Source organism: Streptomyces sp. NPDC002328, assembly GCF_042890065.1.
Lineage (GTDB): Bacteria > Actinomycetota > Actinomycetes > Streptomycetales > Streptomycetaceae > Streptomyces.
Genome location: NZ_JBIARQ010000022.1, coordinates 42,797 through 69,228, shown reverse-complemented (window position 1 = coordinate 69,228; position 26,432 = coordinate 42,797). Strand labels below are relative to the sequence as shown.

Below are 26,432 nucleotides of genomic sequence, written 5' to 3'. Positions count from 1 at the left end.
GCGTCCGGTGCGGGCCGCTCGTCCGGTGCGGGGCCTCCGGGGCCTCGCCTAGGGAATCGCGCGGGCAACGGCCTCCAGCGCGTCCGCGAGCCGGTCGAGTACGGCGGCCGTCTGCTCGTCGGTGATCGTCAGGGGTGGCAGCAGGCGGACGACACTCGCGTGGCGTCCGCCGAGTTCGACGATCAGCCCGCGTCGGAGGCACTCGCGCTGGACGGCGGCGGCCAGTTCGGGGGCGGCGGGGTGCGGACGGACGGCGGAAGCCGCCCACGCCGGGGCGCTCTGCCCGTGCGTCGGCGGGCCGAGGTCCGACGCGGCGTCACCGAGCCGACCCACGCCCCCACCCCCGCCTCCGCCGTCCAACCCCGGCGAACCCGGCCCCCTGTCCCCCGCCGGATGGACCATCTCGACCCCGATCATCAGCCCCCGGCCGCGCACATCGCCGACGCACGGGAAGTGCCGGGCGACACGGCGCAGTTGGTCCAGCATGTGGGCGCCGAGGGTGGCCGCGCGTTCGGCGAGGCCGTTGGTGCGGACGTGGGCGAGGGTGGCCGTGCCGGCGGCCATGGCGAGCTGGTTGCCGCGGAACGCGCCCGCGTGGGCGCCGGGTTCCCCGACGTCGAGGTCTTCGCGGTAGACGATGACGGCCAGGGGCAGGCTGCCGCCGATGGCCTTGGAGAGGACCATCACGTCGGGGACGATCGCGCTGTGCTCCACGGCCCAGAAGGCGCCGGTGCGTCCGACGCCCGTGTGGACCTCGTCGGCGATGAGCGGGATGGACCGTTCGGCGGTGATCCGCCGCATGCGCCGCATCCACGCGTCCGGTGCGGGCACGACCCCGCCTTCGCCCTGGACGGGTTCGAGGATCATCCCGGCCGGCGGTCGCACGCCCGACTCGGGGGCGTCGAGCACGGACTCGGTCCAGCGGGCGGTGAGTTCGGCGCCGCGTTCGCCGCCGACGCCGAACGGGCAGCGGTAGTCCTGCGGACAGGGCAGCCGGACGACCCGACGGTCGGCGGTATCGACGAGGTCGGCGACGCCGACGGCGGGGCCGGAGGCTTCGAGGGAGCCGGTGGTCATGCCGTGGTAGGCGCCGGTGAACGCCAGGACGTCCGTGCGGCCGGTGGCGGCGCGGACGAGTCGGAGGGCGGCCTCGACGGCGTCCGAGCCGGTGGGACCGCAGAACTGCACGCGGGCGCGGTCGGCGAAACCGGACGGCAGGGTGCGGAACAGCTCGCTGATGAAGGCGTCCTCGACGGGGGTGGCCAGGTCGAACGCGTGCAGGGGCGCGCCCGAGTCGAGGACGTCGCGGATGGCCTCCAGCACGACGGGGTGGTTGTGGCCGAGCGCGAGTGTGCCGGCGCCGGAGAGGCAGTCGAGGTAGCGGCGGCCGTCCGCGCCCTCGATGGTCAGTCCGCGGGCCCGCACCGGCACGATCGGCAGGGCGCGAGCGTAGGTGCGCGCCGCCGGCTCCCGCGCGGACTGCCTCCGGGGAATCCCGTCGGGCGCGGATCGCGCGACCGCCCCGGCGAGAGCCCCGCCCGTCATGGCGGCGGCCCCGTCTTCGGCGTCCGCAGGCTCGGTCACGGCCACGGCTCCCTGCCCTCCTGTCCTCCCGGACCCCGCTTCCCGCTGTCCCGAGGGGAGTCGGCCTGCGCGGCGGCAGGCCCCCACGGCTCTCAACCCCGGACGGTCCGACGGGTTACGGGTTGCTTCAAGATCCATGCCGTGACGGAACCGTTGCCCTCCCGTGGGAAGTCCCCCACAGCGAACGCATATCGTGTGATGCCGTTCCACATGGCCGTGAGACCCGCGTCAACCCGGCGTGAAATCGGCGTGAGTCACCGCGGCGGGGACGGCCACCGCTCCAAGTTCGTTGACAGCAGGGGGAGTCAGACCATGCGATCCATACGACCGTCGTCCGGTGCTCGACGGAGCGGGGACGCCCGCCGCAGAACCTCCCCCGTGCTGGGCGCCGTGGCCCTCGCCTCGGCGCTCGCGCTCACCGCGACCGCCTGCGACTCGGGCGACGCCGACGCGGGAGCCCAGACCGGCGCGTCGGCTTCGGCGTCTGCATCGGCCGAGGGCGACGGGAAGATCACGATCCCGGACGACATCAAGGACCGGCTCAAGGAGCACGGGATCGATCTCGACAAGTGGAGGAACGGCGCCTGGAAGGACTGGAGCAAGGACGACTGGCTGCGCGAGGCGCAGGACTACATCAACCCGATCATCGAGGGCCTGTGGGACCCGGACCGGATGCGTGAGGCCGAGGAGCCGGACCGGGCCGTCGACGAGAGCGACCTCTCGGGCGACCAGGGCGTGACCGACCCGGCGCCGGCGGCGGTGGACGCGGCGGCCGTGCCGACCACGTACCACGCGAACGCGCCCGAGGCGGGCAAGCTGCTCTTCGACTCCCCCGAGGGCACCAGTGTCTGTTCGGCGACAGTCGTGAAGGACCCGGCCCACCCCGGGAAGTCCAACCTGGTGTGGACGGCGGGGCATTGCGTGCACGCGGGCAAGAAGGGCGGCTGGTACCGCAACATCGCGTTCGTGCCGTCGTACAACGACGCGGGCAAGTCGGCGGCGCAGTTGGAGACGGCCACCAAGGAGGAGGTGGCGCCGTACGGGGTCTGGTGGGCGGACTGGGCGCGGACCTCGGACCAGTGGATCGCGCAGGGCGGGCAGACGGGCGGCGACGGCGCCTCGTACGACTTCGCCGTCATCCATGTGACGCCCGAGGAGGGCGGATCGGGCAAGTCGCTGGAAGAGACGGTCGGTTCGGCGCTGCCGGTGAACTTCGCGGCGCCCGCCGTGCCGAAGGTGCAGAGCATCACCGCCACGGGCTACCCGGCGGCGGCGCCGTACGACGGGCAGCGGCTGTACCGGTGCGAGGACAAGCCGGGGCGGTTGTCGCTCAACACGACGGACCCGACGATGTACCGCATCGGCTGCACGATGACCGGGGGTTCCTCCGGCGGCGGCTGGGTGGCGAAGGGCTCGGACGGACGGCCGGCGCTGGTGTCCAACACGTCGATCGGTCCGGTGAAGGCGGGCTGGCTCGCGGGGCCGCGGCTGGGCGAGGTGGCGAAGAGCCTGTACGACTCGGTGAGCGAGAAGTACGCCGGGGAGTGATCTTCCCCAGTACACGCCGTACACGCCGCACACCCCGCGCACTCCGTACGGTCCGTGCGTGACGAGGGCCCGCCCCCTGCGTGGTGCAGGGGGCGGGCCCTCGGCGGTGCGATCGTCGGGCTCAGGCGAGCTGGGCCGGGACGTACGGTGCGAGGTCGGCCGCCAACTCCTCGTGCACCCGGGCCTTGAGCAGGGTGCCCTCCGGGGTGTGCTCCTCGGAGATCACCTCGCCCTCGGTGTGGGTACGGGCGACGAGCTTGCCGTGGGTGTACGGCACGAGCGCCTCGATCTCGACCGAGGGGCGCGGCAGTTCGGCGTCGATCAGCGCGAGCAGTTCGCCGATGCCCTGGCCGGTGCGGGCCGAGACGGCGATGGAGCGCTTCTCGATCCGCATCAGCCGCTGGAGCGTCAGCGGGTCGGCGGCGTCCGCCTTGTTGATGACGACGATCTCGGGCACGTCGGTCGCGCCGACGTCCCGGACCACCTCGCGCACGGCGGCGAGCTGCTCCTCCGGGTTCGGGTGCGAGCCGTCCACCACGTGGAGGATCAGGTCGGACTCGCCGACCTCCTCCATGGTGGAGCGGAACGCCTCGACCAGGTGGTGCGGCAGGTGCCGGACGAAGCCGACGGTGTCCGCCAGCGTGTACAGCCGGCCGCTCGGGGTCTCGGCCCGGCGCACGGTCGGGTCGAGGGTGGCGAACAGGGCGTTCTCCACCAGGACGCCCGCGCCGGTGAGGCGGTTGAGCAGCGAGGACTTGCCGGCGTTGGTGTAGCCGGCGATGGCGACCGACGGCACCCTGTGGCGCTTGCGCTCCTGCCGCTTGATCTCACGGCCGGTCTTCATGTCCGCGATCTCCCGGCGCATCTTCGCCATCTTCTCGCGGATCCGGCGCCGGTCCGTCTCGATCTTGGTCTCACCGGGACCACGGGTGGCGAGGCCGCCGCCCTTGCCGCCGCCCATCTGACGGGACAGGGACTGACCCCAGCCTCGCAGCCTCGGCAGCATGTACTGCATCTGCGCGAGCGCCACCTGCGCCTTGCCCTCTCGGGACTTGGCGTGCTGGGCGAAGATGTCGAGGATCAGGGCCGTACGGTCGATGACCTTGACCTTGACGACGTCCTCGAGGTGGATCAGCTGGCCGGGGCTGAGCTCACCGTCGCAGATGACCGTGTCCGCGCCCGTTTCGAGCACGATGTCCCGCAGTTCGTCGGCCTTGCCGGAGCCGATGTAGGTGGCCGCGTCGGGCTTGTCGCGGCGCTGGATCACGCCGTCGAGCACGAGCGCGCCCGCGGTCTCCGCGAGGGCGGCGAGTTCGGCGAGGGAGTTGTCCGCGTCCTGCGCGGTCCCCGAGGTCCAGACGCCGACGAGCACGACCCGCTCCAGGCGGAGCTGACGGTACTCGACCTCGGTGACGTCCTCGAGTTCGGTGGAGAGGCCCGCGACGCGGCGCAGGGCCGCGCGCTCGGAGCGGTCGAACTGGTCGCCGTCCCGCTCTCCGTCGATCTCGTGGCTCCAGGCGACGTCCTCTTCCATCAGGGCATCGGCCCGAAAACCCTCGGGGTTGGTGTTCGCGAAGCGCTTGGTGTCCTGGGAAGGGGAAGAAGAGGAGGTCATTGGGTCCTTACGTCGTTGGGGATGCCGTTGTGGCCGTCATCTCGGCGGTCACTGTGGACAACGCACGAGCGCCCCGGGAGATTCCCGCGCCTCGTGCCGCGCCGACCTGACGATGGTCGCACGGCACGGCCCGTCTCGTCACCGGCTTATTCGGGGGCTCCGGCGGCGGGCGTCGCCGACTTCCACTCCGGGTGGCCGGGCATCGGCGGGGTCTTCTCGGCGTACAGCCAGTCCTGGAAGAAGGCGTCGAGGTCGCGTCCGGAGATCCGTTCGGTGAGGCTGCGGAAGTCGGCCGTGCTCGCGACGGCGTCGCGGTGCTCCTGCACCCACACCCGTTCCACCTGCTCGAACGCCTGCTTGCCGATCTCCTCGCGCAGGGCGTACAGCACGAGGGCCGCGCCGTCGTACACGTTCGCGCGGAAGATGCCGATCTTCTTGCCGGGCTCGGGCGGCTTGGGGGCCCCGGGCGGTCCGCCGGCGGTGCGCCAGCGGTCGGAGGCGCCGTACGCCGCCTTCATACGCGCCTCCAGCGTGCGGCCGGCCTTCTCCTCCGCGTAGAGAGCCTCGTACCAGGTGGCGTGGCCCTCGTTGAGCCACAGGTCGGACCAGGTGCGGGGGCTGACGCTGTTGCCGAACCACTGGTGGGCCAGCTCGTGCACCATGATCGACTCGATGTACCACTTGGGGTAGGCGGGCTCGGTGAACAGGTCCCGCTCGAAGAGGGAGAGGGTCTGCGTCTCCAGTTCGAAGCCGGTGGTGGCCTCGGCCATGAGCAGGCCGTACGTCTCGAACGGGTAGGGGCCGACCCTGCTCTCCATCCAGGTGATCTGCTCGGGGGTCTTCGCCAGCCAGGGCTCCAGGAGGTCGCGGTCCTTGGCGGGGACGACGTCCCGCAGCGGCAGTCCGCGCGGTCCCTCGCGGTGCACGACGGCGGAGCGGCCGATGGAGACCTGGGCCAGCTCGGTGGCCATGGGGTGCAGCGTGCGGTACGTCCATGTGGTCGCGCCCGCGGCCCGCCGCACGCCGGTCGGCAGACCGTTGGCGACGGCCGTGTAGCCGTCGGGCGCGGTGACGCGGATGGTGAACATCGCCTTGTCGGAGGGGTGGTCGTTGGACGGGAACACCAGGTGGGCGGCGTCGGCCTGGTTGGCCATCGCGAGGCCGTCGGAGGTGCGCAGCCAGCCGCCGTCCCGGTCGCCGCTCACCGGGTCGCTGGTGTGCCGCACGATGATGCGCATCCAGTCGCCGCGGGGCAGCGCGTCCTTCGGGGTGATCACCAGGTCCTCGCCGGCGCTCGTGAAACCGGCGGGCTCGCCGTCGACCTCGACGGAGGAGACCTCGCCGTGGGCGAAGTCGAGGTTGATCCGGTCCAGGGCCTCGGTGGTCCAGCCGTCGATGGTCGTGACCGTCTGGAGGGGCTCGCTGTTGCTGCCGGAGTAGGTGAAGGCCAGGTCGTACGAGGCCACGTCGTAGCCGGGGTTGCCCAGGTGCGGGAAGAGACGGTCGCCGACGCCGAGCGGGGTCGCCGGGGCGCTCGCGGCGACGAGGCACACGGAGACGGCGGAGGCGAGGAGGGCCGACTTCAGACGCCGGGAGGAGGCGGCACGCGGGCGCGGTGACGCGGGGAGCGGGGCGAGGGATCCGGCTCGGGCGAGAGCGCGAGGGGTGAGCAGCATGCACCACCGCTATCAGCGCGCGCGTGCGCCTCGGCGACGGCGCGCGACCGGCCCACCCGAACGGGTTGCCCGGGTGCGGGGGGCGGACGGGAGCGCGCCGGCCGGCGTACGCCCCTCGTCTCCCGAGCGCTCCCGAGCACCCTCCCGCCGGCCTCCACGAGCGCCCTCCCCTGCCCCCCCGCCTCAGGAAGCCGGTGCGTGGTGCTGGGTCCGGCTCACGTCGTACACGCCCGCGACGTCGCGCATGGCGCGCATCAGGGTGGGCAGATGGCCCGCGTCGGGGAGTTGCAGCGTGTAGGTGTGGCGTACGCGTTGCTGGCTCGGGGGTTCGACAGTCGCGGAGACGATCTCCGCACCCTCCACGGCGATCGCCTCGGTGAGGTCGGCCAGCAGATGCGGGCGGCCGAACGATTCGGCGACCAGCGTGACCCGGCACTCGGTGGTGTCCCCCCAGCGCACGTCGACCTCCGCGCGCCCCGCGCTCGCCAGGCGTGCCACGGCGGCGCACTCGACGCGGTGCACGGTCACCACGCCCCCGCGCACGGCGAAGCCGGTCACCTCGTCGGACGGCACGGGCGTACAGCAGCCGGCGAGCCGGACGCTCGCCTCCGGGCGGTCCACGACGGTGATCGCGGTGTCGGGACGCGGCACGGGCTCCTCGAAGGCGGCGGCCGCCCCGGAAGCCGTGCGCTCCCCGGAGGACGCGGGCTTCTCGGACTCCGAGGACGAGGACGCGGCGTCCGCCCCCGGGTGCGCCGCCAGCCACCGCTGGATGGCGATGCGGGCGGCCGGGGTGTGGGCGTGCTCCAGCCACTCCCTGGAGGGCTCGGAGGCGGGGTCCTGGCCCATCAGGAGCTGGACGGTGTCGCCGTCCCGCAGGACGGTGCTCAGGGTCGCCAGGCGGCCGTTGACGCGGGCCCCCATGCACGCGTGGGCGTCGTCGCCGTACTGCGCGTAGGCGGCGTCCACGCAGGTCGCCCCGTCGGGGAGGCCGAGGGTGCCGCCGTCGGGCCGGAACACGGTGATCTCCCGGTCCTGGGCGAGGTCCTCGCGCAGGGTGGACCAGAAGGTGTCCGGGTCGGGCGCGGCCTCCTGCCAGTCGAGGAGGCGGGAGAGCCACCCCGGGCGGGTGGGGTCGACGCGCTCGCCGTCGACGACCGCGCCGGACTCCGGGCGACCCCCGACCGCCCGGCCGCCCTCGCCGCCCGGCTCCTCCGCCGGCGCGGCGTAGGGATTGCCGAGCGCGACCACGCCGGCCTCGGCGACCTTGTGCATCTGGTGGGTGCGGATGAGGACTTCGGCCACCTGGCCGTCCGCGCGGGCCACGGCGGTGTGCAGCGACTGGTACAGGTTGAACTTGGGGACGGCGATGAAGTCCTTGAACTCCGAGACGACCGGCGTCATACAGGTGTGCAGTTCGCCGAGGACCGCGTAACAGTCGGCGTCCTCGTTGACGAGGACGAGCAGCCGCCCGAAGTCGCAGTCGCGCATCCGGCCGCGCTTGCGGGAGACCCGGTGCACGGAGACGAAGTGGCGCGGCCGGATGAGGACTTCGGCCTGGATGTCGGCGTCGCGCAGGACCACGCGCATGGCCTCGGCGAACTCGGCGAGGGCGTCGTCCTCGCGCGCGGCGTTGTCGACGATCAGCCCGCGCGTGTGCTCGTACTCCTCGGGGTGGAGGATCGCGAAGACCAGGTCCTCCAGCTCGGTCTTGAGGGCCTGCACGCCGAGGCGTTCGGCGAGCGGGATGAGGACCTCACGGGTCACCTTGGCGATGCGGGCCTGTTTCTCGGGGCGCATCACGCCCAGGGTGCGCATGTTGTGCAGCCGGTCGGCGAGTTTGATCGACATCACGCGGACGTCGTTGCCGGTGGCGACGAGCATCTTGCGGAAGGTCTCGGGCTCGGCGGCGGCGCCGTAGTCGACCTTCTCCAGCTTGGTGACGCCGTCGACGAGGTAACGGACCTCCGCGCCGAACTGCTCGCCCACCTGATCGAGGGTCACGTCGGTGTCCTCGACGGTGTCGTGGAGCAGAGAGGCCGTCAAGGTGACGGTCTCCGCGCCGAGTTCGGCGAGGATGAGCGTCACGGCGAGCGGGTGCGTGATGTACGGCTCGCCGCTCTTGCGCATCTGGCCGCGGTGGGAGGACTCGGCCAGGACGTAGGCGCGGCGCAGGGGTTCGAGGTCGGCGTCGGGGTGGTGGGCGCGGTGCGCCTCGACGACGTGGCCGATGGCGTCGGGGAGCCGGCCACGGGTGGCCGGGCCGAGCAGCGCGGCCTTGCCCAGGCGGCGCAGGTCGATCCGGGGGCGGCTGCGCCTGCGGGGAGCGGCAGGCACTACCGGGCCTGGGGTCGCGGGGTTCGTGGCCTCCGCACTCATGGGCACCTCCGGCTGCGTGGACCGGCGGACGGAGTGCCCCAGGGCGGACACGGCTCAGGGGGCTGGCATCGCCCCCGTCCGGGCCGGTGCTTGATGCTACCGAGCCCATCACGCCCAACTGGCCGCCTCTCGCCGAGCGTGAAACGGATCACCCATTCGAGCGACGCTTTTGAGGTTTACCGTTTGCGCCAACCGACTTTGGGCTTGTCGTGCATTCCAACTCCGTGTGGCGTTCCCGGCGGCGTTCATGTGCGCCGCCGGGCTTCACGGCCTGCGATGCCAAGCCCGCGGGCGGCTCAACGGGCGGCGTTTTCCAGCCACTCGGGATCGATCTCGCCCTCGGCGACGATGACCGCGGGTCCGGTCATCTCGATCCCGCCGTCCGGATTCTCGGTGATCAGCAGGCGTCCGCCGGGGACGTCCACGGTGTAGGTGACGGGGGCGCCGGTCACGGCCGGGTCGGCGCCGTCCCTGCGCGCGGTCGCCACGGCGACGGCGCACGCGCCCGTGCCGCACGACCGGGTCTCGCCGGAGCCGCGCTCGTGCACGCGCAGCGCGACGTGCCGCGGGCCGCGGTCGACGACGAACTCGACGTTCACCCCGTCCGGGTAGGCGGCGGCGGGGCTGAAGGGCGGCGGGGAGAGCAGGTCGCCCGCGTGCGCGAGGTCGTCGACGAACGCCACGGCGTGCGGGTTGCCCATGTTCACGTTCCGTGCGGGCCAGCTGCGCTCGCCGACGCTCACGGTGACGTCCCCCTCGGGGAGACGGGCCTCGCCCATGCCGACGGTGACGTCACCGTCCTTGGCGATGTGCACGGTCTTCACGCCCCCGCGCGTGGCGACGGCGAGGTCGCCCTCGGGGACGAGCCCGGCGTGCTGGAGGTAGCGCGCGAAGACGCGGACGCCGTTGCCGCACATCTCGGCGACCGAGCCGTCGCCGTTGCGGTAGTCCATGAACCACTCCGCCTCGGCCGCCATGTCCTTCGCCTCGGGGTGGGCGGCGGAGCGCACGACGTGCAGCAGCCCGTCCCCGCCGATGCCCGCGCGGCGGTCGCACAGGGCGGCGACGGCGGCCGGGGGGAGGTCGATGGCGTTCTCGGGGTCCGGGACGATCACGAAGTCGTTCTCGGTCCCGTGCCCCTTGAGGAAGGCGATCCGCGTGCTCATTCCTCGATCGTACGGGGTGGGTACGACAGGACTCCGGACACCGGGATCAGCGCGCTCGCGGGCGAGGGACAGCGCGCGGGGGTCAGCGCAGGCGGGCCACGCGCCAGACCGCCAGCACCACCACGGCGGCGACCAGGACGACGTACCCGAGGACGACGCGCCAGTCGGGGCGGCGGCCGGAGCCGCGCGCAGGGAGTCCGGGCCACGTGTAACCGACGCGGCGTGCGGCCGTCATCCCCCAGCCGGCCGCGCAGAAGCAGATCAGCAGCCCCAGCATGGCGATCACGGCCCCGCTGTCGCCGAAGTCGAAGGCGAGGGGGAACGCGAACATCAGGGAGCCGGTGGCGGCCAGGGCCACGATCGGGGCGAGCTGCCAGATCCGCAGGCGACGCTGCGGGCGCAGCTCGACCTCGACCTCGGGGCCGCCCGCGAACATCTCTTCAGGCTCGGGACCGTCGTCGGTCACGCCGTCCTGGGTGTCGTCCACACCGCTCCCGGCGTCGTCCGGCCCGTCGGGGCTCAGACGTACTTCCTCCGGCTCCGGTTCCACCCGCTCGGTGGTGAGGTGCTCGGTGCCTTGTGCGGTGTCGCGAGGGCCGGCCTCCATCGCCACGCGCCCTCCCAACTCGGACTCCACTTGGTCGATCGAAGCTCGATGATGGCACGCTGTCGGAGGCCCGGATGACGGCCTGAGCGTCCCGATGCCATGACGTGATCAGGCTGTGACCGGTCGTTCGAGCAACGTCAACGCGAGCTGCGGAAGTTCCGAGCGGTCCGCGACCGCCCCACTCAACCAGTGCACCCGCGGGTCGCGCCTGAACCACGAATCCTGACGGCGCGCGAAGCGCTTGGTGGCGCGGACGGTCTCGACGCGCGCCTCGTCCAGCGTGCACTCACCGGCCAGCGCCGCCAGGACCTGCTGATAGCCGAGCGCACGCGACGCCGTACGCCCCTGGCGCAGGCCGTGCGCCTCCAGCGCGCTCACCTCGTCCACGAGTCCCGCGTCCCACATGCGGTCGACGCGGCGGGCGATGCGCTCGTCGAGTTCGGGACGGGCGACGTCGACGCCGATCTGGACGGTGTCGTAGACGGAATCGTGGCCGGGCAGATTGGCCGTGAACGGCTTGCCGGTGATCTCGATCACTTCGAGGGCGCGCACGATACGGCGGCCGTTGCTCGGCAGGATCGCCTGCGCGGCCTCGGGGTCGGCGGCGGCGAGACGGGCGTGCAGCGCGCCGGAGCCGCGCAGCGTGAGCTCCTCCTCCAGCCGGGCGCGGACCTCGGGGTCGGTGCCGGGGAACTCCAGGTTGTCGACGGCGCCGCGGATGTAGAGCCCCGAGCCGCCGACCAGGATCGGCCAGCGGCCCTCGGCGAGCAGCGCGTCGATCCGGGCGCGGGCCAGCCGCTGGTACTCGGCGACGGAGGCGGTGACCGTGACGTCCCAGATGTCCAGGAGGTGGTGCGTGACCCCGTCGCGTTCCTCGGGCGTCAGCTTGGCGGTGCCGATGTCCATCCCGCGGTAGAGCTGCATGGAGTCGGCGTTGACGACCTCGCCGCCGAGCTGCTGGGCGAGGAAGACGCCCAGATCGGACTTTCCGGCCGCGGTGGGGCCGACGACCGCGATGACGCGGGGGGTGGGGAGTGCGCTGCTCACCGTGACAGTCTCCCAAACCTCGCGCCCTGCCCTCGAACGAGTTAGGTGACGGGGACGGTCCGGGGTCGTTGCCCGTTGCGAGATTCCCGTCGCCCGTTCGCGGTGCGGCGCACCCCGGCGGCGCGATCGGACGCACCGGGCAACGCGGGATGTCGCCCGCACGAGTACCGTATGGAGTGGATATGGGCGTTCTGTCATGGTTTTTCGGGAAGTCGAAGACCTCTGAGGAGACGGCCGGGGAGGGCGCGGTCGTCGAGGAGACGGTGACGGAGGAGACGGTGACGGCGGTGACCGTCGCGGAGGCCGGGCAGGCCGCCGTCGAGGCGGACACGGTCGCCGAGACGGATCAGGCGGACGTGGACCGGGCGGACCAGGCGGACCAGGCGGATCGAGCGGATCACGCGGCTCGGGCCGGCGAGCCCGCCGGGTCCGGGACCGCGCGGGCGACCGACGCGGCCGACGCCGACGGCGGTGTCGGGATCCCCCGGCAGCAGTCCGTCGAGGACACCGCCGAGCGTGAGGCCGACGAGAACGCCCGCACGTAACGGCCCCGGCAGGGAAGGTGACCCATGGGTCTTCTGAACAACTTGAAGTCCAAGCTCGGCCCGGCCAAGGGCAAGGTCTCGCACCTCGCGCAGCGGCACGAGGACAAGGTCCAGCACGGGATCGACAAGGCCGCGAAGATCGTCGACGAGCGGACCAAGGGCAAGTACAGCGACAGGATCCACACGGGCACCGGCAAGGCGAAGGGCGCCATGGAGCGGCTCGCGCACAAGGACGAGCCCGGGGCGGGCGGCGACCGGTTCACGCCGCCGACCGCGCCCCCGCCGACCTCCTGACCAGCGCTTCGGCAGCAACAGCACGAACGGCGGACGGCCGCGCAGCACACACGCTCGCGGCCGTCCGCCGTTCCCGGACCGAGAACTCCCGCTGCCCCTACGACCAGGCCGCGACCACGTAGCCCACGCCGTACGGCGCGTCCTCGTACAGCGGCGTGCCCGTCAGGCCGACGGACTCCGCCGCGCCCGCGAGCACCTGCCAGGGAGCCCGGCCGGAGGCCTTCAGCTCGCGCGCCAGGCGTGCGTCGAGCGCCAAGAGGGCCTCGACGTCGGCCGAGCCGAGCGCTCGGGCGACCGCCGCGTCGAAGGGCGCCGCCCGCTCGTCGAGGTACCCCGGCGCCTTCACCGTCCGGCAGGCGCTGCCGTCGCCCATGACCAGCAGCGCGACCCGTCCCGCCCGCGCGCCGATCTCCCTGCCGACGTCGACGCAGCGCTCGGCGGCGAGCGGCTCGCCCACGCCGAGTCCCTCGACCGGGATGTCCGGCCACTCGGCGCGCTCCAGCAGCCAGGCGGCGACGGCGAGGGAGGGCGGCAGCTCGCGGCCGGAGGCGGCGTCGGCGCCGCCGCGTCCCAGCCGCACCGAGAGATCCACGCCGAACCCGCGGAAGGAGCCGTGCGCGCCCTCGGGGTGCGGTCCGCCTCCGGGTTCGTCGGCGGGGCCGACGACCACGAGGCGGTCCGGCCGGGCCGCGGCGAGCACGCCCAGCGCGTCGGCGCAGGCGGCGCGCGCGGCGTCCAGCTCGGGTGCGGCGCCCGCGGCGACCTCGGGCACGAGCAGCGGCGGGCAGGGGCAGACGGCGGCGGCGACCAGCATGATCAGTCGCAGCCGCAGCCGCTGCCCGTGGCCGCCGGGAGCGGCGCGGGGACGCCGATCCTGGGCAGGCCGAGCATGACGCCGGCGGCCTTGGCGGCCTTTTCGGCGTTGCGCTTCTCCCAGGCGTCGCCCGCGCGCGTGCGGCGCACGTCCAGGACCGCGCCCTCGGCGAGGAGGTGGTGCGGGGCGGCGTAGGTGATCTCGACGGTCACCACGTCGCCTGGGCGCACCTCCCGCTCGGGCTTGGTGAAGTGGACCAGGCGGTTGTCGGGGGCGCGGCCGGAGAGGCGGTGGGTGGCGCCGTCCTTGCGGCCCTCGCCCTCGGCGACCATCAGCTCCAGCGTCCGGCCGACCTGGTTCTTGTTCTCCGACCAGGAGATGTCCTCCTGGAGAGCCACGAGCCGCTCGTAGCGCGCCTGGACGACCTCCTTGGGGATCTGCCCGTCCATGGTGGCCGCGGGGGTGCCGGGGCGCTTGGAGTACTGGAAGGTGAACGCCTGCGAGAAGCGGGCCTCGCGCACGACGTGCATCGTCTGCTCGAAGTCCTCCTCGGTCTCGCCGGGGAAGCCCACGATGATGTCGGTGGTGATCGCGGCGTGCGGGATGGCGGCGCGCACCTTCTCGATGATCCCGAGGTAGCGCTCCTGCCGGTACGAGCGGCGCATCGCCTTAAGGACGGTGTCCGAGCCGGACTGGAGGGGCATGTGCAGCTGCGGCATCACGTTCGGCGTCTCGGCCATGGCCGCGATCACGTCGTCCGTGAAGTCGCGGGGGTGCGGCGAGGTGAAGCGCACGCGCTCCAGGCCCTCGACGTTCCCGCAGGCGCGCAGCAGCTTGCTGAAGGCCTCGCGGTCGCCGATGTCGGAGCCGTAGGCGTTGACGTTCTGGCCGAGCAGCGTGATCTCGGAGACGCCCTCGGCGACCAGCGCCTCCACCTCGGCGAGGATGTCGCCGGGGCGACGGTCCTTCTCCTTGCCGCGCAGCGCCGGGACGATGCAGAAGGTGCAGGTGTTGTTGCAGCCGACGGAGATGGAGACCCAGGCCGCGTACGCGCTCTCGCGGCGGGTCGGCAGGGTCGACGGGAACGCCTCGAGCGACTCGGCGATCTCGACCTGCGCCTCCTCCTGCACGCGTGCGCGTTCCAGCAGGACCGGCAGCTTGCCGATGTTGTGCGTGCCGAAGACGACGTCCACCCAGGGCGCCTTCTTGACGATGGTGTCGCGGTCCTTCTGGGCGAGGCAGCCGCCGACCGCGATCTGCATGCCGGGCCGGGAGGCCTTCTTCGGCGCGAGCCGGCCGAGGTTGCCGTACAGGCGGTTGTCGGCGTTCTCGCGGACCGCGCAGGTGTTGAAGACGACGACGTCCGCGTCCCCGTCCGATCCCTGGGGGGCGCGCACGTATCCGGCGTCCTCGAGCAGCCCGGACAGCCGTTCGGAGTCGTGGACGTTCATCTGGCACCCGTAGGTGCGGACTTCGTAGGTCTTCACGCCCTCTGCCTGGCTCCGGTCACTGCTGCTGGTCATGCCTCAAGAGTAAGGGCGCGCCGGGAGCGCCCCCTCCACGGCGGTCCCCGCGCCCGCCGCCGCCCGCCCCGACCACATGAGATGGCAGCCCAGGAGGGTCATCCGTTGACCGCCATCACGGTCTCGCGGCCCGCGCAGGCGTACCAGCCGAGGGCGTCGGCGGTGAGGGCGGTCACGGGGGCGGGGGCCGTGCGGGTGTGGGTCGTGGTCAGGCCCTTCGCGGTCGTCCGCAGTGCCGCGCAAGCGCGGCCGGCTGCCGCGTACACCGTGGTGCCGTCCGGTGCGACGGCGGGTGGGCACTGGGCGGGGCCGGCGCCCTCGAACCGCCGTGCCGGGCCGCGGGACCGGCCGGTGCGCGGATCGAGAGCGGTGAGCGTACGGCCGTCCTTCCAGTGCGGCAGCAGCCCGCCCGCGACGACGGGAACGCGGACGCCGCCGGGGCGCAGGGGCCAGCAGGCGTCGAGGCCGAGCGCGGGCGTGCTCCAGATCAGGCGGGCGTCGTCGAGGCCGAAGCCGTGCAGGGTGGAGCCGGTCAGGAGGAGGCCGACGGCGCCGGTGCGGGCGAGGGCCGTGGCCCCGCGGGCGATATCGGTCTTGAGGGCGCGGGCGACCGTCCGTGCTCCGCTGCGGGCGGCGACGATGTGCAGCACGCCCTTCTCGGTGAGCAGCGCGAACCGGTCCGGCGGCAGTGCGCCCACGGCCGTCACCGTGTCTCCTCGGCCCAACTCCCGGTAGGACCACAGCTCTTCGCCGGTCGTCGCGTCCACGCAGGTCGGACGGGCGAGTTCTTCGGTGAGCAGGAGCGCTTGGCCGACGACGGCGGGACGACGCCATTCGGTGCGCTGCTCGCGACGCCACAGTTCGGTTCCGGAGGTGAGCGAGACGGCGCGCAGCACGTCCGTGTCGCTGACGACCATGACGGCGCCGGCGAGCGCGTACCACCGCTGGGTGGGCCCGGGCATGGCGGCCGCCCCGGAGAGGGGCTTGCCCGTGCCGGTGGCGGTGGGGGCGAGGCGGATGCCGCCCGCGAGGAGCAGCCCGTCGTCGGTGACGCCCCAGTCGTCCGGGACGTCCGCGGAGGTCTCGGCCGCCCAGCTCAGACGCCCCGACGACGCGGTGCGCAGCTGGGTCGAACCGTGACTGGTGACGGTTCCTTCGAGCCCGTGCAGGACGAGCCCGGCCGGCGTGGCGAGCAGGGCGTCCACGCGGCCTTCGCCGGCGCTCAGCCGCCAGCGGATCGCGCCGGTGGCGGCCGTTCCCGCGGTCACCTTCCAGGCGTCCGGATCGTCGTCCTGGCCGTCGGTGCCGCCCCGCGCCACCGCGTAGCCGAACAGGCCGGCGAGGGCGGCGCCGCCGGCCGCGAGGGCGGCACGTCGGGGCCACTCGGCCCGCCGGGAGGGGGCCGGGCTCGGCAGCGAAACGGTGGGGGCGGGCCTCGGTTCCGGGCCGGGGTGCGGCGTCGGCTCGGCGTCGGCCAGCAGGGAACGCAGCGGTTCGTCACGCCACCAGGCCGACGGGGCGGGCGTGACGACACGTTGGAGCACCGCGGCGGCATCGGGTCGGTTGCCGGGGGACTTGTCGAGACAGGCCGCGATCAGGTCCTTCAAGCCCAGTTCCACGGGTACGTCGTCGAGTTCGGGCTCTTCGTGGACGATCCGGTAGAGCAGCGCGGGCACGGGGGCCGCCCCGAAGGCGTTCTCTCCCGTCGCCGCGAACGCGAGCACCACGCCCAGCGCGAAGACGTCCGTCGCCGCGGTCACCGCCGGGCCGTCGAGGATCTGCTCCGGGGACATGTACCCGGGGGTGCCGATCATCCCGCCGGTCTCCGTCAGGGCCCGGTCGTCCTGGGCGCGGGCGACGCCGAAGTCGATGACGCGGGGGCCGTCCCGGGTGAGCAGGATGTTCGACGGCTTCAGGTCGCGGTGGACGAGGCCGGCCGCGTGGATGTCGCGCAACGCCTCGGCGAGGGCGGCGGCGAGGGCGCACACGGCCGGTGCGGGCAGCGGGCCGGTCGCCGCGACGGCGCGGCTCAGGGTCACTCCGGGCAGGAAGGCGGTGGCCAGCCAGGGGAGCCGGGCGTCGGGGTCGGCGTCCAGGACGGCGGCCGTGTAGACGCCGGTGACCCGGCGGGCGGCGGTCGCCTCGCGGCGGAACCGTTCCCTGTAGTGCGGGTCCGCGGCCAGGTGCTCGTGGATCGTCTTGACGGCGGTGAGACGGCCGCCCGGCGAGCGGGCGAGGTAGACCTGGCCCATGCCGCCGGCGCCGAGCCGGGCGATCAGGTGGTGCCGGCCCAGCCGTCTGGGGTCCTCGGGGAGAAGGGCGGTGGTCATGCGCGGGCCTCCTGTGAGCCTTTCCCTCGCCGTCGGGAGTGGTCGTCTGTGGGCGGGTGCTCCTGCCGTCGTGCCTGCTCGCGCGGACCGGCGTGGCTCACGGCCCGCGGAACGTCCGCAGTGTCGTGTCGGTGCAGACATGGATCAGGCCGCCGCCCGCCGCCCCGTACGCCAGGGTGGTCAGCCCGTCGACCGGGACGGCCCAGCGCAGCCCGCCCGTGGCGGCCGCCAGAGCGTGGACGCCCCACGCGGAGGTGCCCGAAGATGTGGCGGAGACGCCCGGGCGAGGGCCCGCCGTGTAGACCACGTCGCCGTCCGCCAGGGGGCGACCGTCGGTGGTGGTGAGCGCGCGGACGTCGTCGCGCCACCAGCGCCGGTCGCCGTCGGCCGCGTCCAGCGCGCCCAGGCCGTCGGCCGTGGCGGCGACGACGACGAGTTCACCGCCGTCCAGCGGTGTGACCCTCGCGTCCGCCAAGGGCCGTGTCCACGCCGTCTTCCCCGTGGCCAGGTCCACCCGGCGCACGGACGTCCCCGTCGCGTAGTAGCGGGTTCCCCGCGCCCCCGGGTGCACCTCGGGCATGGCCGAGCCGTCGGGGATGCTGGACTCCTCCGCGCCCGAGCGCTCGCGGAGCACGTACAGGGGGCCGGGGGTCTCGGCCGCCGAGGCCAGGGCGAACCGGCCGCCAGCCGCGTTCAGCGCCGTCACGTGCGGCTCCGCACCGGTCCGGAACCACAGCGGGGCGCCCGTCGGCAGGTCGAAGCCGTACGCCCGCCAGCGCCGGCCCCGGTTCGTGCGCCGCGCCCACGACGAGTCGTACTCGGCGAACGTGACCAGGCACAACGTGCGGGGCGTGACGGCGAGCAGCGTCGAGCCGGCGTCGGGCGAGCCGAAACCGTAGGGGCGGTGCGGGTTCGACTCCAGGGCGTCCGTGCGCCACCGCTCCGCGCCGTGGGCCGCGTCGAGCGCCACGATCACGGGGGACGGGCCGCCCTCACGGTGGTGAGTGACGTACACCCTGTCGCCGTAGGGCAGGACGGCGGACGCGTCAGCGAACTCCCAGGCCACGGCGCCGGTGCCCGGGTCGAGTCGGCGGGCCGCGCCGTCGAAGCACACGTACAGGGCGTCGGCCGTCAGGGTCAGCGTGCCGCCGTATTCGAGGGCGCCCACCTCGCGGGTCCACAGCGGGGCGCCGGTGCGCCAGGACGAGGTGACCGGCTGTCGCCGCCCCGCGGCGGGCTCGTCCCCCAGGAGGGCGATCGCCGTCGGCACCGACACGGCGGTCGTGACGCCGGCCCCCGCCCATGCGAGGACGCGTCTGCGCGACGGGCCCGCGGGGGCCGGCGGTGGGCCGACGCGGGTGGCGCCCTCCTCGTCGGCGTCGGCCGCCGCGGCGATCCGGCGCGCGACCGCCTCCTCGTGGGCGTCGATCAGGGCGGTCACCTCCGGCCGCTCCCACCACGGCCGTTCGGCCGCGCGGGCGGCACACCAGTGAAGGACCTCCGTCGCGGCGGGACGCGCACCCGGCGCCTTCGCCAGACAGCGGCTCAGGAAGGCCGCCCACTCCGCGTCCGGCACGCCGGCGAGGTCCGGTTCCTCGTGCAGCGTGCGGTACACGATCTGCGGGGCCGTGCCCCCGCCGTGGGGGTTGCGGCCCGTCGCCGCCAGCGCGAGCAGCGCCCCGAGCGCGAACACGTCGCAGGAGGCCGTGGGTTCGGTGGCGTACGTGATCTGCTCGGGCGCCATGAAGCCGGTGGAGCCGAGCATCTCCCCGCTCCCCGTCAGCGCCTCCTGCGACGGTCCGGAGGCGGGTGCGTCAGCGAGCACCTTCGCGATACCGAAGTCGATGACACGCGGTCCCTGGGCGGTGACCAGGACATTGGCCGGCTTCAGGTCGCGGTGCGCGAGGCCCGCCGCGTGGATCGCGGTGAGCGCCTCGGCGAGGGCGGCGCCGAGCGAGGCGAGATCGCCGGCCGCCGGCGGCCCGCACCCGGCCACGGCCTCCGACAGGGTGGGGCCCGCGCAGTACTCGACGGCCAGCCACGGCTGCGGGGCCCGCGTCCGCGCGTCGAGCACGGCCGCGGTGAACGGGCCGGTCACGGCGCGCGCCGCCCGCACCTCACGCCGCAGCCGCTCCCGGAACAGCGGCTCGGTGGCGAGGTGCGCGTGCATCACCTTGACCACGACGAGCCGCCCCGACGCCGAGCGGGCCAGATACGCACGGCCCATGCCGCCCGCCCCGAGCAGCGCGAGCGTCCGGTACTCCCCGAACTCGAACCGGCCCATCGGACCCCCTGCCTGTACGCCCCAGCGCGGCCTGTACGACCCAGCGCGGCCTGTACGCCCCAGCGCGCCGATGGTGCATGCGACGCCCGCACGCCGCCAGAGGTTCCCGGGAATCCGCCCCGCGCCCCGGACCGCGGTGCGCTCAGGGGTCGATGAGGCCGGCGCGGATGGCGTAGCGGGCGAGTTCCAGGCGGTCGCGCATGCCGAGTTTCTGGAGCAGGTTGGCGCGGTGCCGTTCGACCGTTTTGGCGCTGATGAAGAGGAGCGCGCCGATCTCCTTGGAGGTGTGCCCCTCGGCGACGAGCTTGAGGATCTCCTCCTCGCGTTCGGTGATGGGCCGCTCGGGGAGGCCGTCGACGCCGTCGCCGCGGTGCAGCCGGTCCAGGTAGGAGCGGACGAGCGCCCGTTCCGCGCCCGGGTAGATGAACGGCTCGTCGCGCATCACCGCCCGGCACGCCTCGACGAGGTCGCGGTCGGCGACGGACTTCAGCACATAGCCGCCGGCCCCGGCCTTGAGCGCCTCGAAGAAGTACTGCTCGTTGTCGTACATGGTGAGGATCAGGATGCGCAGGCCGGGAAGGCGGCGGGACAGTTCGCGGGCCGCCTGGAGGCCGGTCGTCCGGGGCATGGCCACGTCGAGGACGGCGAGGTCGATGTCTCCCTCCCGGGCCCGCTCGACGGCCTCCGCCCCGTCCCCGGCCTCGGCGACGACCGTCAGATCGGGTTCACCGTCCAGGATGAGCCGCACGCCGCGGCGGACGAGGGTGTGGTCGTCGGCAAGAAGAACCCGGACGACACGGCCGGACCGGGCGTCCTGCGGGGGCTTCTCGTCGGTCATCAGGGGTCTCCGGGGGTGACGGCGGGGGCGGACGGGGGGTCGGAGGGGCGGGAGCGGGGGGTGTCCCTGGGGGAGCCGGAACGCGGGGTGTCGGAAAGCTGGGTGCCGGCATGCGGTCCCTCGGCGGCGTCGCCCCCGCGCGCGTGGGTCTCCGCGTGGGCATGGGTCTCGACGTGGGCCTCTGCGTCGCTTCCGTCGGCCGGGCCGGCGTCCTCTGCCGACGTCGTCCGGACCAGCAGTCGCACCTCTGTTCCCCCTTCCGGGCCCGAGCCCACCGCGAGGTCCGCTCCGATCAGCAAGGCGCGTTCGCGCATGCCCCGGATGCCGGCGCCCTCGCCCGACGCCGGGGCCATGCCGGCGCCGTTGTCCCGGACGAGGAGTTCGACGCCGTCCGCGACCGGGCGCAGCCGGAGCTCCGCGCGGTCGGCCCCGGAGTGGCGGGCCGTGTTGGTGAGGGCCTCCTGGGCGACGCGGTAGAGCACCAGTTCGGTCTCCTCGGTCAGCGGGGGCAGGCCGGGCCGGAGGTCGGGGCGCACGGTGAGCCCGTGGGCGGTGAACTCGGCCGCGAGCGACCGCAGCCCGCTGACCAGGCCGAGCTCCTCCAGGACGCCGGGGCGCAGCCGGCGGGCGATACGGCGGATCTCGTCGAGTCCGGCGCGCGTGGCCTCCTGCGCCTGGCCCACCTCCTCGCGCAGATCCTGCGGGGCCCGGTCGGCGACGCGCTTGAGCTGGAGCAGCACGGCGGTCAGGGTCTGGCCCACCTCGTCGTGCAGCTCGCGGGCGATGCGGTGGCGTTCGCGCTCCTGCGCGGAGAGGGCCCGGCCGGCGCTCGCGGCCCGCTCGGCCCGCAGCCGGTCGAGCATCGCGTTGTAGGTGGCGATCAGCTCGGCCGCCTCCACCGGGCCCGAGACCACGGTCCGGGGCCCGGGGTGCAGCAGATCCGCGTCGGCCATCGCCCGGCCGAGACGTCCGAGCGGGGCCAGCCCGACGTGCAGCACCACCGCGTTGACGGCCAGCAGCGCGGCCAGGCCGCCCACGACGACCAGCGCCTCGGCCGGCAGAACGGGCGTGGAGACGGTGACCGGGCCCAGCAGCATCGCGGCGGCCACGACGAGGCCGACGGCGTTGAGGGCGAAGATCCGCCAGAACAGCGACACGTGCGGGACTGCTCCTCTCCCGGCGGGTACCCGTAGCACCGCCGTGACCAGCCTCTCCGCCCGCCGCCGACGCTGTCCATCCGTGACGACACCCATGTCGCCACCGTACGGCGGGATGGCAGCATGGCGGCTCCGCGCACCCTTGATCGACGGTCCCCCGCGACCGCCGATCCACCAGAACGCCAGAACGCCGAACCACCAGACCGCCAGAATCGACAAAGCCAAGGAGAAGAGAAACGTGTCTGCTCCACGCCTGCGGACGACCCCGCTGCCGGGCATCGGCGTCCAGTACGACCTCGTGACGCGGGAGCAACGCCATCTGTCCGTGGTGGCGCACCGCGACGGCGCCCGGACGGTGAGCGTGTACCGCGCCGACGACCCGGACTCCTGTGCCCAGTCCCTGCGGCTGACCGTCGCCGAGGCGGGCTCGCTGATCGACGCGCTGATGCCGTCCCACCACAGCGCGAACCTGCTCTACACCACCGACCTGGGACTGGTCGCCGAGCGGGTCGAGGTGGCCGCCGCCTCGCGCTGGAACGGGCGGCTGCTGGGCGACACCCGGATGCGCACGGAGACCGGCGCGTCGATCGTGGCGGTGCTGCGGCGGGCCGAGGCGATCCCGTCGCCGGCGCCCGACTTCCGCCTCTCGGGCGGTGACACCCTCATCGTGATCGGCACGCGTGAGGGCGTGGACGCGGCCGCGGCGATACTCGGCGGGGAGTGAGAGGGTGCACTCTTCCGCTGTTCTGCTGATCGAGTTCGGTTCCATCATCCTGGGCCTCGGCCTGCTCGGCCGGTTCGCCGCCCGGTTCCAGTTCTCGCCGATCCCGCTGTATCTGCTGGCCGGTCTTGCCTTCGGCGAGGGCGGGCTGCTGCCGCTCGGCGCGAGCGAGGAGTTCGTGGCCATCGGCGCCGAGATCGGCGTCATCCTGCTGCTGTTGATGCTCGGCCTGGAGTACACGGCGAGCGACCTGGTCTCCAACCTCAAGGCCCACTACCCGTCCGGGCTCGTGGACTGCGCCCTGAATGCCCTGCCGGGTGCGGCCGCCGCGCTGCTGCTGGGCTGGGGTCCGGTCGCGGCGGTGGTGCTGGCGGGCGTCACCTGGATCTCGTCGTCCGGCGTGATCGCCAAGGTGCTGGGCGATCTGGGCCGCGTCGGCAACCGGGAGACACCGGTGATCCTCAGCGTCCTGGTGCTGGAGGACCTGGCGATGGCGGTCTACCTGCCGATCGTCACCGCGCTGGTGGCCGGGGTCTCCCTCGCGGCCGGCAGCGTGACCCTCGCGATCGCGCTGGGCGTCGCGGGCCTCGTGCTGTTCGTGGCGGTGCGCTACGGGCGGGTCATCTCCCGCTTCGTGTCCAGCGACGACCCCGAGAAGCTGCTGCTGGTCGTGCTGGGGCTGACGATCCTGGTCGCCGGTGTCGCGCAGCAGCTCCAGGTGTCGGCGGCGGTCGGCGCGTTCCTGGTGGGCATCGCGTTGTCCGGGGAGGTCGCCGAGGGGGCGCACACCCTGCTGAGCCCGTTGCGGGACCTGTTCGCCGCGGTCTTCTTCGTCTTCTTCGGCCTGCACACCGATCCGGCGAGCATCCCTCCGGTGCTGCTGCCCGCGCTCGCGCTGGCCGTCGTCACCGCCGCGACGAAGATCGCCACCGGCTACTGGGCGGCCCGGCGGGCCGGGATCTCGGTGAAGGGACGCTGGCGCGCGGGCGGTGCGCTCGTGGCCCGCGGGGAGTTCTCGATCGTCATCGCCGGGCTGGCGGTCACGGCCGGCATCGAGCCGTCCCTCGGCCCGCTGGCGACGGCGTACGTCCTGATCCTCGTCGTCGTCGGCCCCCTCACCGCCCGCTACACGGAACCGCTGGCCCTGTGGTGGACGCGGCGGCGACGCGGCGAGGCCGGCCCGAGCGCTCCGGAGCAGGCGCCCGAGCTGCGCAAGGAGACGCCGGTGGGCGACTGAGGGCGGGGCCGGCGGGGGGCTTCAGAGACTCACCCGCACCGGCCCAGCCCAGCCGGAGCCCCAGCCCCAGCCCCCGCAGGCTGTGATCAGGCCGCGCCGTCCGGCGTCCACCCCTGGCGGCGCAGCACCGCCGTCACGTCCGGGGCCTCGTAGTGCTCCCCCTTGAGGACCTTGCCGTCGGCCCGGCGGGCGACCTGTCCGTCGGGCCCCAGCTTGGTCATGTTGGAGCGGTGGATCTCGGCTATCACCGCGTCGAGGTCGATGCCGTGCACCAGGGCGGTGCCGTAGGCGACGTAGACGACGTCGGCCAGTTCGTGCGCGAGCCGGTCCAGCGGGCCGCTCACCCCCACCTCGGCCACCTCGGCGGCCTCCTCGGCGAGCAGCTCGCCGCGGTGCTCGGCGAGCCGCGGCGGCACCTGGGTCGGCGTGCTGCGGGCGTCGAGGCCGAAGGCGAGGTGGAACTGACGGACCAGGTCGGCGGGCGAGGAACTCATGCACCGACTGTAACGACGACCACTGACACCCGGGCCGGCCCCTGCCCGCACCGCCCCCGCTGTCCCTCAGCCGGCCGCCCGGCCCGCCCCTGTGACCCTCGCCCTGGCCCCCGCCGCCCCCACCTGGCAGGATCGCGCGCATGTCCAAGGTGTTCCCCCGTGTCGGCAGGCGCCAGGCCCTGTGGGGCTCGGCCGTCGGCGTCGTCGTGCTCGGGCTGCTGCTGTGGTGGCTGGTGCCGCTGGGCGAGGAGCCGCCGAGCGGGAGCATCACCCTCAGCACGGGCACCACGAGCGGCGTCTACTACGAGTACGGCAGCCGGCTGCGCAACGAGCTCGCCGAGGACATGCCCGACCTGGACGTGGAGCTGGCCGCCAGCAACGGTTCGCAGGAGAACGTCGCGCGCGTGGCGACGGGCCAGGCCGACTTCGCCATCGCCGCCGCCGACGCCGTGGAGACGTACGAGGCGCAGCACGCCGACGCGACCGCCCGGCTGCGCGGTGTCGCCCGGCTCTACGACGACTACGTGCAGCTCGTCGTGCCGCGCGACTCCGACGTCCGCTCCGTCGCGGACCTCAGGGGGAAGACGGTCGCGACGGGGCTGCCCCGGTCGGGTGTCCGGCTCATAGCGGAGCGCGTGCTGCAAGCGGCGGGCCTGGATCCCGCGAAGGACATCGAGGCCGTGTCCCAGGGCATCGACACCGGTCCGGAGCAGCTGCGACGGGGCGGGATCGACGCGTTCTTCTGGTCCGGCGGGGTGCCGACGGCCGGGCTCCAGGACCTCGCCAACCGGTTCACGTTCCGGTTCGTGCCGATCGGCCCGGAGCTGGTGGCGAAGATGCACGAGCAGGACGACGCCACCGGCTACTACCGGGCCACGAACATGCCCGAGTCGGCCTACCCGACCATCCAGAACGGCGCGACCGTGCCGACGATCGCGGTGTCCAACCTGCTGATGACCCGCACGGACGTGGACCCGAGGCTCACCGAGTGGCTCACCCGGACCGTGATCAAGAGCCGGGACGGCATCGGCCGGCACGTCCACTCCGCGCAGCTGGTCGACCTGCGCACGGCGATCTACACCGATCCGCTGCCCCTGCACGAGGGCGCCAAGCGCTACTACCAGTCGGTCAAGCCGTAGCGGCGGTGCCGCCCGCGGCCCTCACGTCAGGGGCCGTGACCTCGGCACCGACACGGTCACCCTGAGGCCGCTGGGCTCGTGGTGGTCGTAGGTGAGGGAGCCGCCGCCGGCCGCGAGCAGCGTGCGGGAGATGGACAGGCCCAGACCGGAGCCCTTGATGTTCTGGTGGCGTCCGCTGCGCCAGAAACGGTCGCCCACGCGCGTGAGTTCCTCGTCGGTCAGTCCGGGGCCGTTGTCGGTGACGACGACGGTCGTGACGCCGCCGTCGCAGGCGACCGTGACCTCGACGCTCTCGCCCTCCGGCGTGAACTTCACCGCGTTGTCGATCACGGCGTCCAGGGCGCTGGACAGCGTGACCGGGTCGGCCCAGGCGGTGGTGGCCGGGCAGTCCCCGACCAGGCGGACGCCCTTGGCCTCGGCGGTCGGCGCCCAGGCCGCGACGCGCTCCGCGGTGAGCGCGCCGATGTCGGTGACCCTGAGGTCGGCCTCGGTGTGCTCGGCCAGGGCCAGGTCGAGCAGGTCGTCCAGGACCTGGGCGAGGCGCTTGCCCTCGTTCTGGACGGAGGCGATCTCCTCGTTGCCCTCGGGGAGTTCGTAGGCCAGCAGTTCGATGCGCAGCAGCAGCGCCGCGAGCGGGTTGCGCAACTGGTGCGAGGCGTCGGCGACGAAGGCGCGCTGCTGTTCCAGGACGTCCTCGACGTTGTCCGCCATCTCGTTGAACGACCGGGCCAGCCGCCGCAGTTCCGGCGGACCGCTGGCGACCGCGACCCGGGACTTCAGCCGGCCGGTGGCGATGTCGTGGGTGGTGGCGTCCAGGACGCGCACGGGCCGGAGCACCCAGCCGGTCAGCCGCAGGGCGGCGCCGATGGCGAGGAGCATCGCGGCGATCTCGCCCGCGCCGACGACGAGCCAGCCGTGCAGGATCCGCGAGCGCATCGCACCGGTGGGCGAGTCGGTGACGACGACTGCGACGACGTCGCCGTCCCGGATGACCGGTGAGGCGACCACGAGCCGGTTGCGCTGCCAGGGCCACACCTGCTTGGGGTCGTGGCTGCGCCGGCTGAGCAGCGCCTCCTCGAAGGCGTCGCGCACCTCGCCCGTTTCGGGGAGGTACCAGTCCCTCGGCGCATGAGCCATGGGGGCGTCGGTGCCGTAGAAGACGCCGGCACGAATGCCGTAGACGTCGTAGTAGCTCGCCAGCTCGCGGATGAGCGTCTCGCGCCGTTCGTCGTTCGACGTGGGCGCGACGGCCGTCGGCGCGGTGACGAACTGGGCGAGGGCGGCGAAACGGGCCGTGTCGTCGATGCGGTCGACGACCACGTCCTGTTGCTCGGCCCGGGCCCCGCTGACGGCCAGCGGCACGCCGAGCGCGAGGAGCACTGCCGCCATCAGGACGATGAGCAGCGGGAGAAGACGTGTCCGCAAAACCGTCCC

20 protein-coding genes and 1 pseudogene are annotated in these 26,432 nt (G+C 73.6%); 6 read left to right on the top strand and 15 right to left on the bottom strand.

What is annotated here, in order from left to right:
• Positions 1 to 48: 48 nt before the first annotated feature.
• A complete protein-coding gene (locus ACFYX4_RS35585; protein WP_389342663.1) occupies positions 49 to 1,545 on the bottom strand; it encodes a diaminobutyrate--2-oxoglutarate transaminase family protein in 1,497 nt (498 codons plus the stop codon).
• A 351-nt stretch (positions 1,546 to 1,896) separates the two neighbouring features.
• Between ACFYX4_RS35585 and ACFYX4_RS35580 the strand changes: the two genes are divergently transcribed.
• Positions 1,897 to 3,132: a trypsin-like serine peptidase gene (locus ACFYX4_RS35580; protein ID WP_389342562.1), complete on the top strand. Its 1,236-nt coding sequence runs from the start codon at positions 1,897 to 1,899 to the stop codon at positions 3,130 to 3,132.
• A 121-nt stretch (positions 3,133 to 3,253) separates the two neighbouring features.
• On the opposite strand, the gene hflX is transcribed toward ACFYX4_RS35580, so the two are convergent.
• The 6 genes from hflX to miaA all read right to left on the bottom strand — a co-directional run bounded on the left by hflX (position 3,254) and on the right by miaA (position 11,622).
• Positions 3,254 to 4,747, bottom strand: a complete 1,494-nt coding sequence (gene hflX / locus ACFYX4_RS35575) for a GTPase HflX (RefSeq protein ID WP_389342559.1) — start codon at positions 4,745 to 4,747, stop codon at positions 3,254 to 3,256.
• Between the two features lie 146 nt (positions 4,748 to 4,893).
• Positions 4,894 to 6,423, bottom strand: a complete 1,530-nt coding sequence (locus tag ACFYX4_RS35570; RefSeq protein WP_389342556.1) for a M1 family metallopeptidase — start codon at positions 6,421 to 6,423, stop codon at positions 4,894 to 4,896.
• A gap of 183 nt (positions 6,424 to 6,606) precedes the next feature.
• A complete protein-coding gene (locus ACFYX4_RS35565) occupies positions 6,607 to 8,802 on the bottom strand; it encodes a RelA/SpoT family protein (RefSeq protein WP_389342553.1) in 2,196 nt (731 codons plus the stop codon).
• A gap of 296 nt (positions 8,803 to 9,098) precedes the next feature.
• Entirely contained in the window at positions 9,099 to 9,968 is an 870-nt protein-coding gene (gene dapF / locus ACFYX4_RS35560) for a diaminopimelate epimerase (protein ID WP_389342550.1), read from the bottom strand.
• Positions 9,969 to 10,050: 82 nt separating this feature from the next.
• Positions 10,051 to 10,575 carry a hypothetical protein gene (locus ACFYX4_RS35555; protein WP_389342659.1) on the bottom strand — a complete coding sequence of 175 codons (525 nt, stop codon included), beginning with the start codon at positions 10,573 to 10,575 and terminating at the stop codon, positions 10,051 to 10,053.
• Positions 10,576 to 10,683: 108 nt separating this feature from the next.
• Complete coding sequence (gene miaA, locus ACFYX4_RS35550) at positions 10,684 to 11,622, bottom strand: tRNA (adenosine(37)-N6)-dimethylallyltransferase MiaA (protein WP_389342547.1); 939 nt, start codon at positions 11,620 to 11,622, stop codon at positions 10,684 to 10,686.
• Positions 11,623 to 11,804: 182 nt separating this feature from the next.
• On the opposite strand from miaA, the gene ACFYX4_RS35545 reads away from it, so the two are divergent.
• A complete protein-coding gene (locus ACFYX4_RS35545; protein WP_389342544.1) occupies positions 11,805 to 12,167 on the top strand; it encodes a hypothetical protein in 363 nt (120 codons plus the stop codon).
• Between the two features lie 24 nt (positions 12,168 to 12,191).
• Entirely contained in the window at positions 12,192 to 12,461 is a 270-nt protein-coding gene (locus tag ACFYX4_RS35540; protein ID WP_389342541.1) for an antitoxin, read from the top strand.
• Between the two features lie 97 nt (positions 12,462 to 12,558).
• On the opposite strand, the gene ACFYX4_RS35535 is transcribed toward ACFYX4_RS35540, so the two are convergent.
• The 6 genes and pseudogenes from ACFYX4_RS35535 to ACFYX4_RS35510 all read right to left on the bottom strand — a co-directional run.
• A complete protein-coding gene (locus tag ACFYX4_RS35535; RefSeq protein ID WP_389342538.1) occupies positions 12,559 to 13,275 on the bottom strand; it encodes a class III extradiol dioxygenase subunit B-like domain-containing protein in 717 nt (238 codons plus the stop codon).
• A gap of 2 nt (positions 13,276 to 13,277) precedes the next feature.
• Positions 13,278 to 14,798 (bottom strand): tRNA (N6-isopentenyl adenosine(37)-C2)-methylthiotransferase MiaB, encoded by a 1,521-nt coding sequence (gene miaB / locus ACFYX4_RS35530; RefSeq protein WP_389342535.1) that lies wholly within the window; start codon positions 14,796 to 14,798, stop codon positions 13,278 to 13,280.
• 98 nt (positions 14,799 to 14,896) lie between these two features.
• Positions 14,897 to 17,128 (bottom strand): protein kinase, encoded by a 2,232-nt coding sequence (locus ACFYX4_RS35525; RefSeq protein ID WP_389342532.1) that lies wholly within the window; start codon positions 17,126 to 17,128, stop codon positions 14,897 to 14,899.
• A 97-nt stretch (positions 17,129 to 17,225) separates the two neighbouring features.
• Positions 17,226 to 19,412: a protein kinase gene (locus ACFYX4_RS35520; protein ID WP_389342529.1), complete on the bottom strand. Its 2,187-nt coding sequence runs from the start codon at positions 19,410 to 19,412 to the stop codon at positions 17,226 to 17,228.
• Between the two features lie 142 nt (positions 19,413 to 19,554).
• A complete protein-coding gene (locus ACFYX4_RS35515; RefSeq protein ID WP_389342526.1) occupies positions 19,555 to 20,250 on the bottom strand; it encodes a response regulator in 696 nt (231 codons plus the stop codon).
• A gap of 230 nt (positions 20,251 to 20,480) precedes the next feature.
• Positions 20,481 to 21,503: pseudogene (locus ACFYX4_RS35510) on the bottom strand (sensor histidine kinase); the annotation flags it as partial.
• Between the two features lie 142 nt (positions 21,504 to 21,645).
• Between ACFYX4_RS35510 and ACFYX4_RS35505 the strand changes: the two are divergent.
• Both ACFYX4_RS35505 and ACFYX4_RS35500 read left to right on the top strand, forming a co-directional pair.
• Entirely contained in the window at positions 21,646 to 22,131 is a 486-nt protein-coding gene (locus ACFYX4_RS35505) for a cation:proton antiporter regulatory subunit (protein WP_389342523.1), read from the top strand.
• Positions 22,132 to 22,135: 4 nt separating this feature from the next.
• Entirely contained in the window at positions 22,136 to 23,365 is a 1,230-nt protein-coding gene (locus tag ACFYX4_RS35500; protein ID WP_389342520.1) for a cation:proton antiporter, read from the top strand.
• An 86-nt stretch (positions 23,366 to 23,451) separates the two neighbouring features.
• Here ACFYX4_RS35500 and ACFYX4_RS35495 read toward each other — a convergent pair whose 3' ends face one another.
• Positions 23,452 to 23,859 carry a MazG nucleotide pyrophosphohydrolase domain-containing protein gene (locus ACFYX4_RS35495; protein ID WP_389342517.1) on the bottom strand — a complete coding sequence of 136 codons (408 nt, stop codon included), beginning with the start codon at positions 23,857 to 23,859 and terminating at the stop codon, positions 23,452 to 23,454.
• Positions 23,860 to 23,999: 140 nt separating this feature from the next.
• On the opposite strand from ACFYX4_RS35495, the gene ACFYX4_RS35490 reads away from it, so the two are divergent.
• Positions 24,000 to 24,998 (top strand): TAXI family TRAP transporter solute-binding subunit, encoded by a 999-nt coding sequence (locus ACFYX4_RS35490; protein ID WP_389342514.1) that lies wholly within the window; start codon positions 24,000 to 24,002, stop codon positions 24,996 to 24,998.
• A gap of 21 nt (positions 24,999 to 25,019) precedes the next feature.
• Here the strand turns inward: ACFYX4_RS35490 and ACFYX4_RS35485 are convergent, their stop codons facing one another.
• Positions 25,020 to 26,423 carry an ATP-binding protein gene (locus tag ACFYX4_RS35485; RefSeq protein WP_389342511.1) on the bottom strand — a complete coding sequence of 468 codons (1,404 nt, stop codon included), beginning with the start codon at positions 26,421 to 26,423 and terminating at the stop codon, positions 25,020 to 25,022.
• Between the last annotated feature and the right edge of the window lie 9 nt (positions 26,424 to 26,432).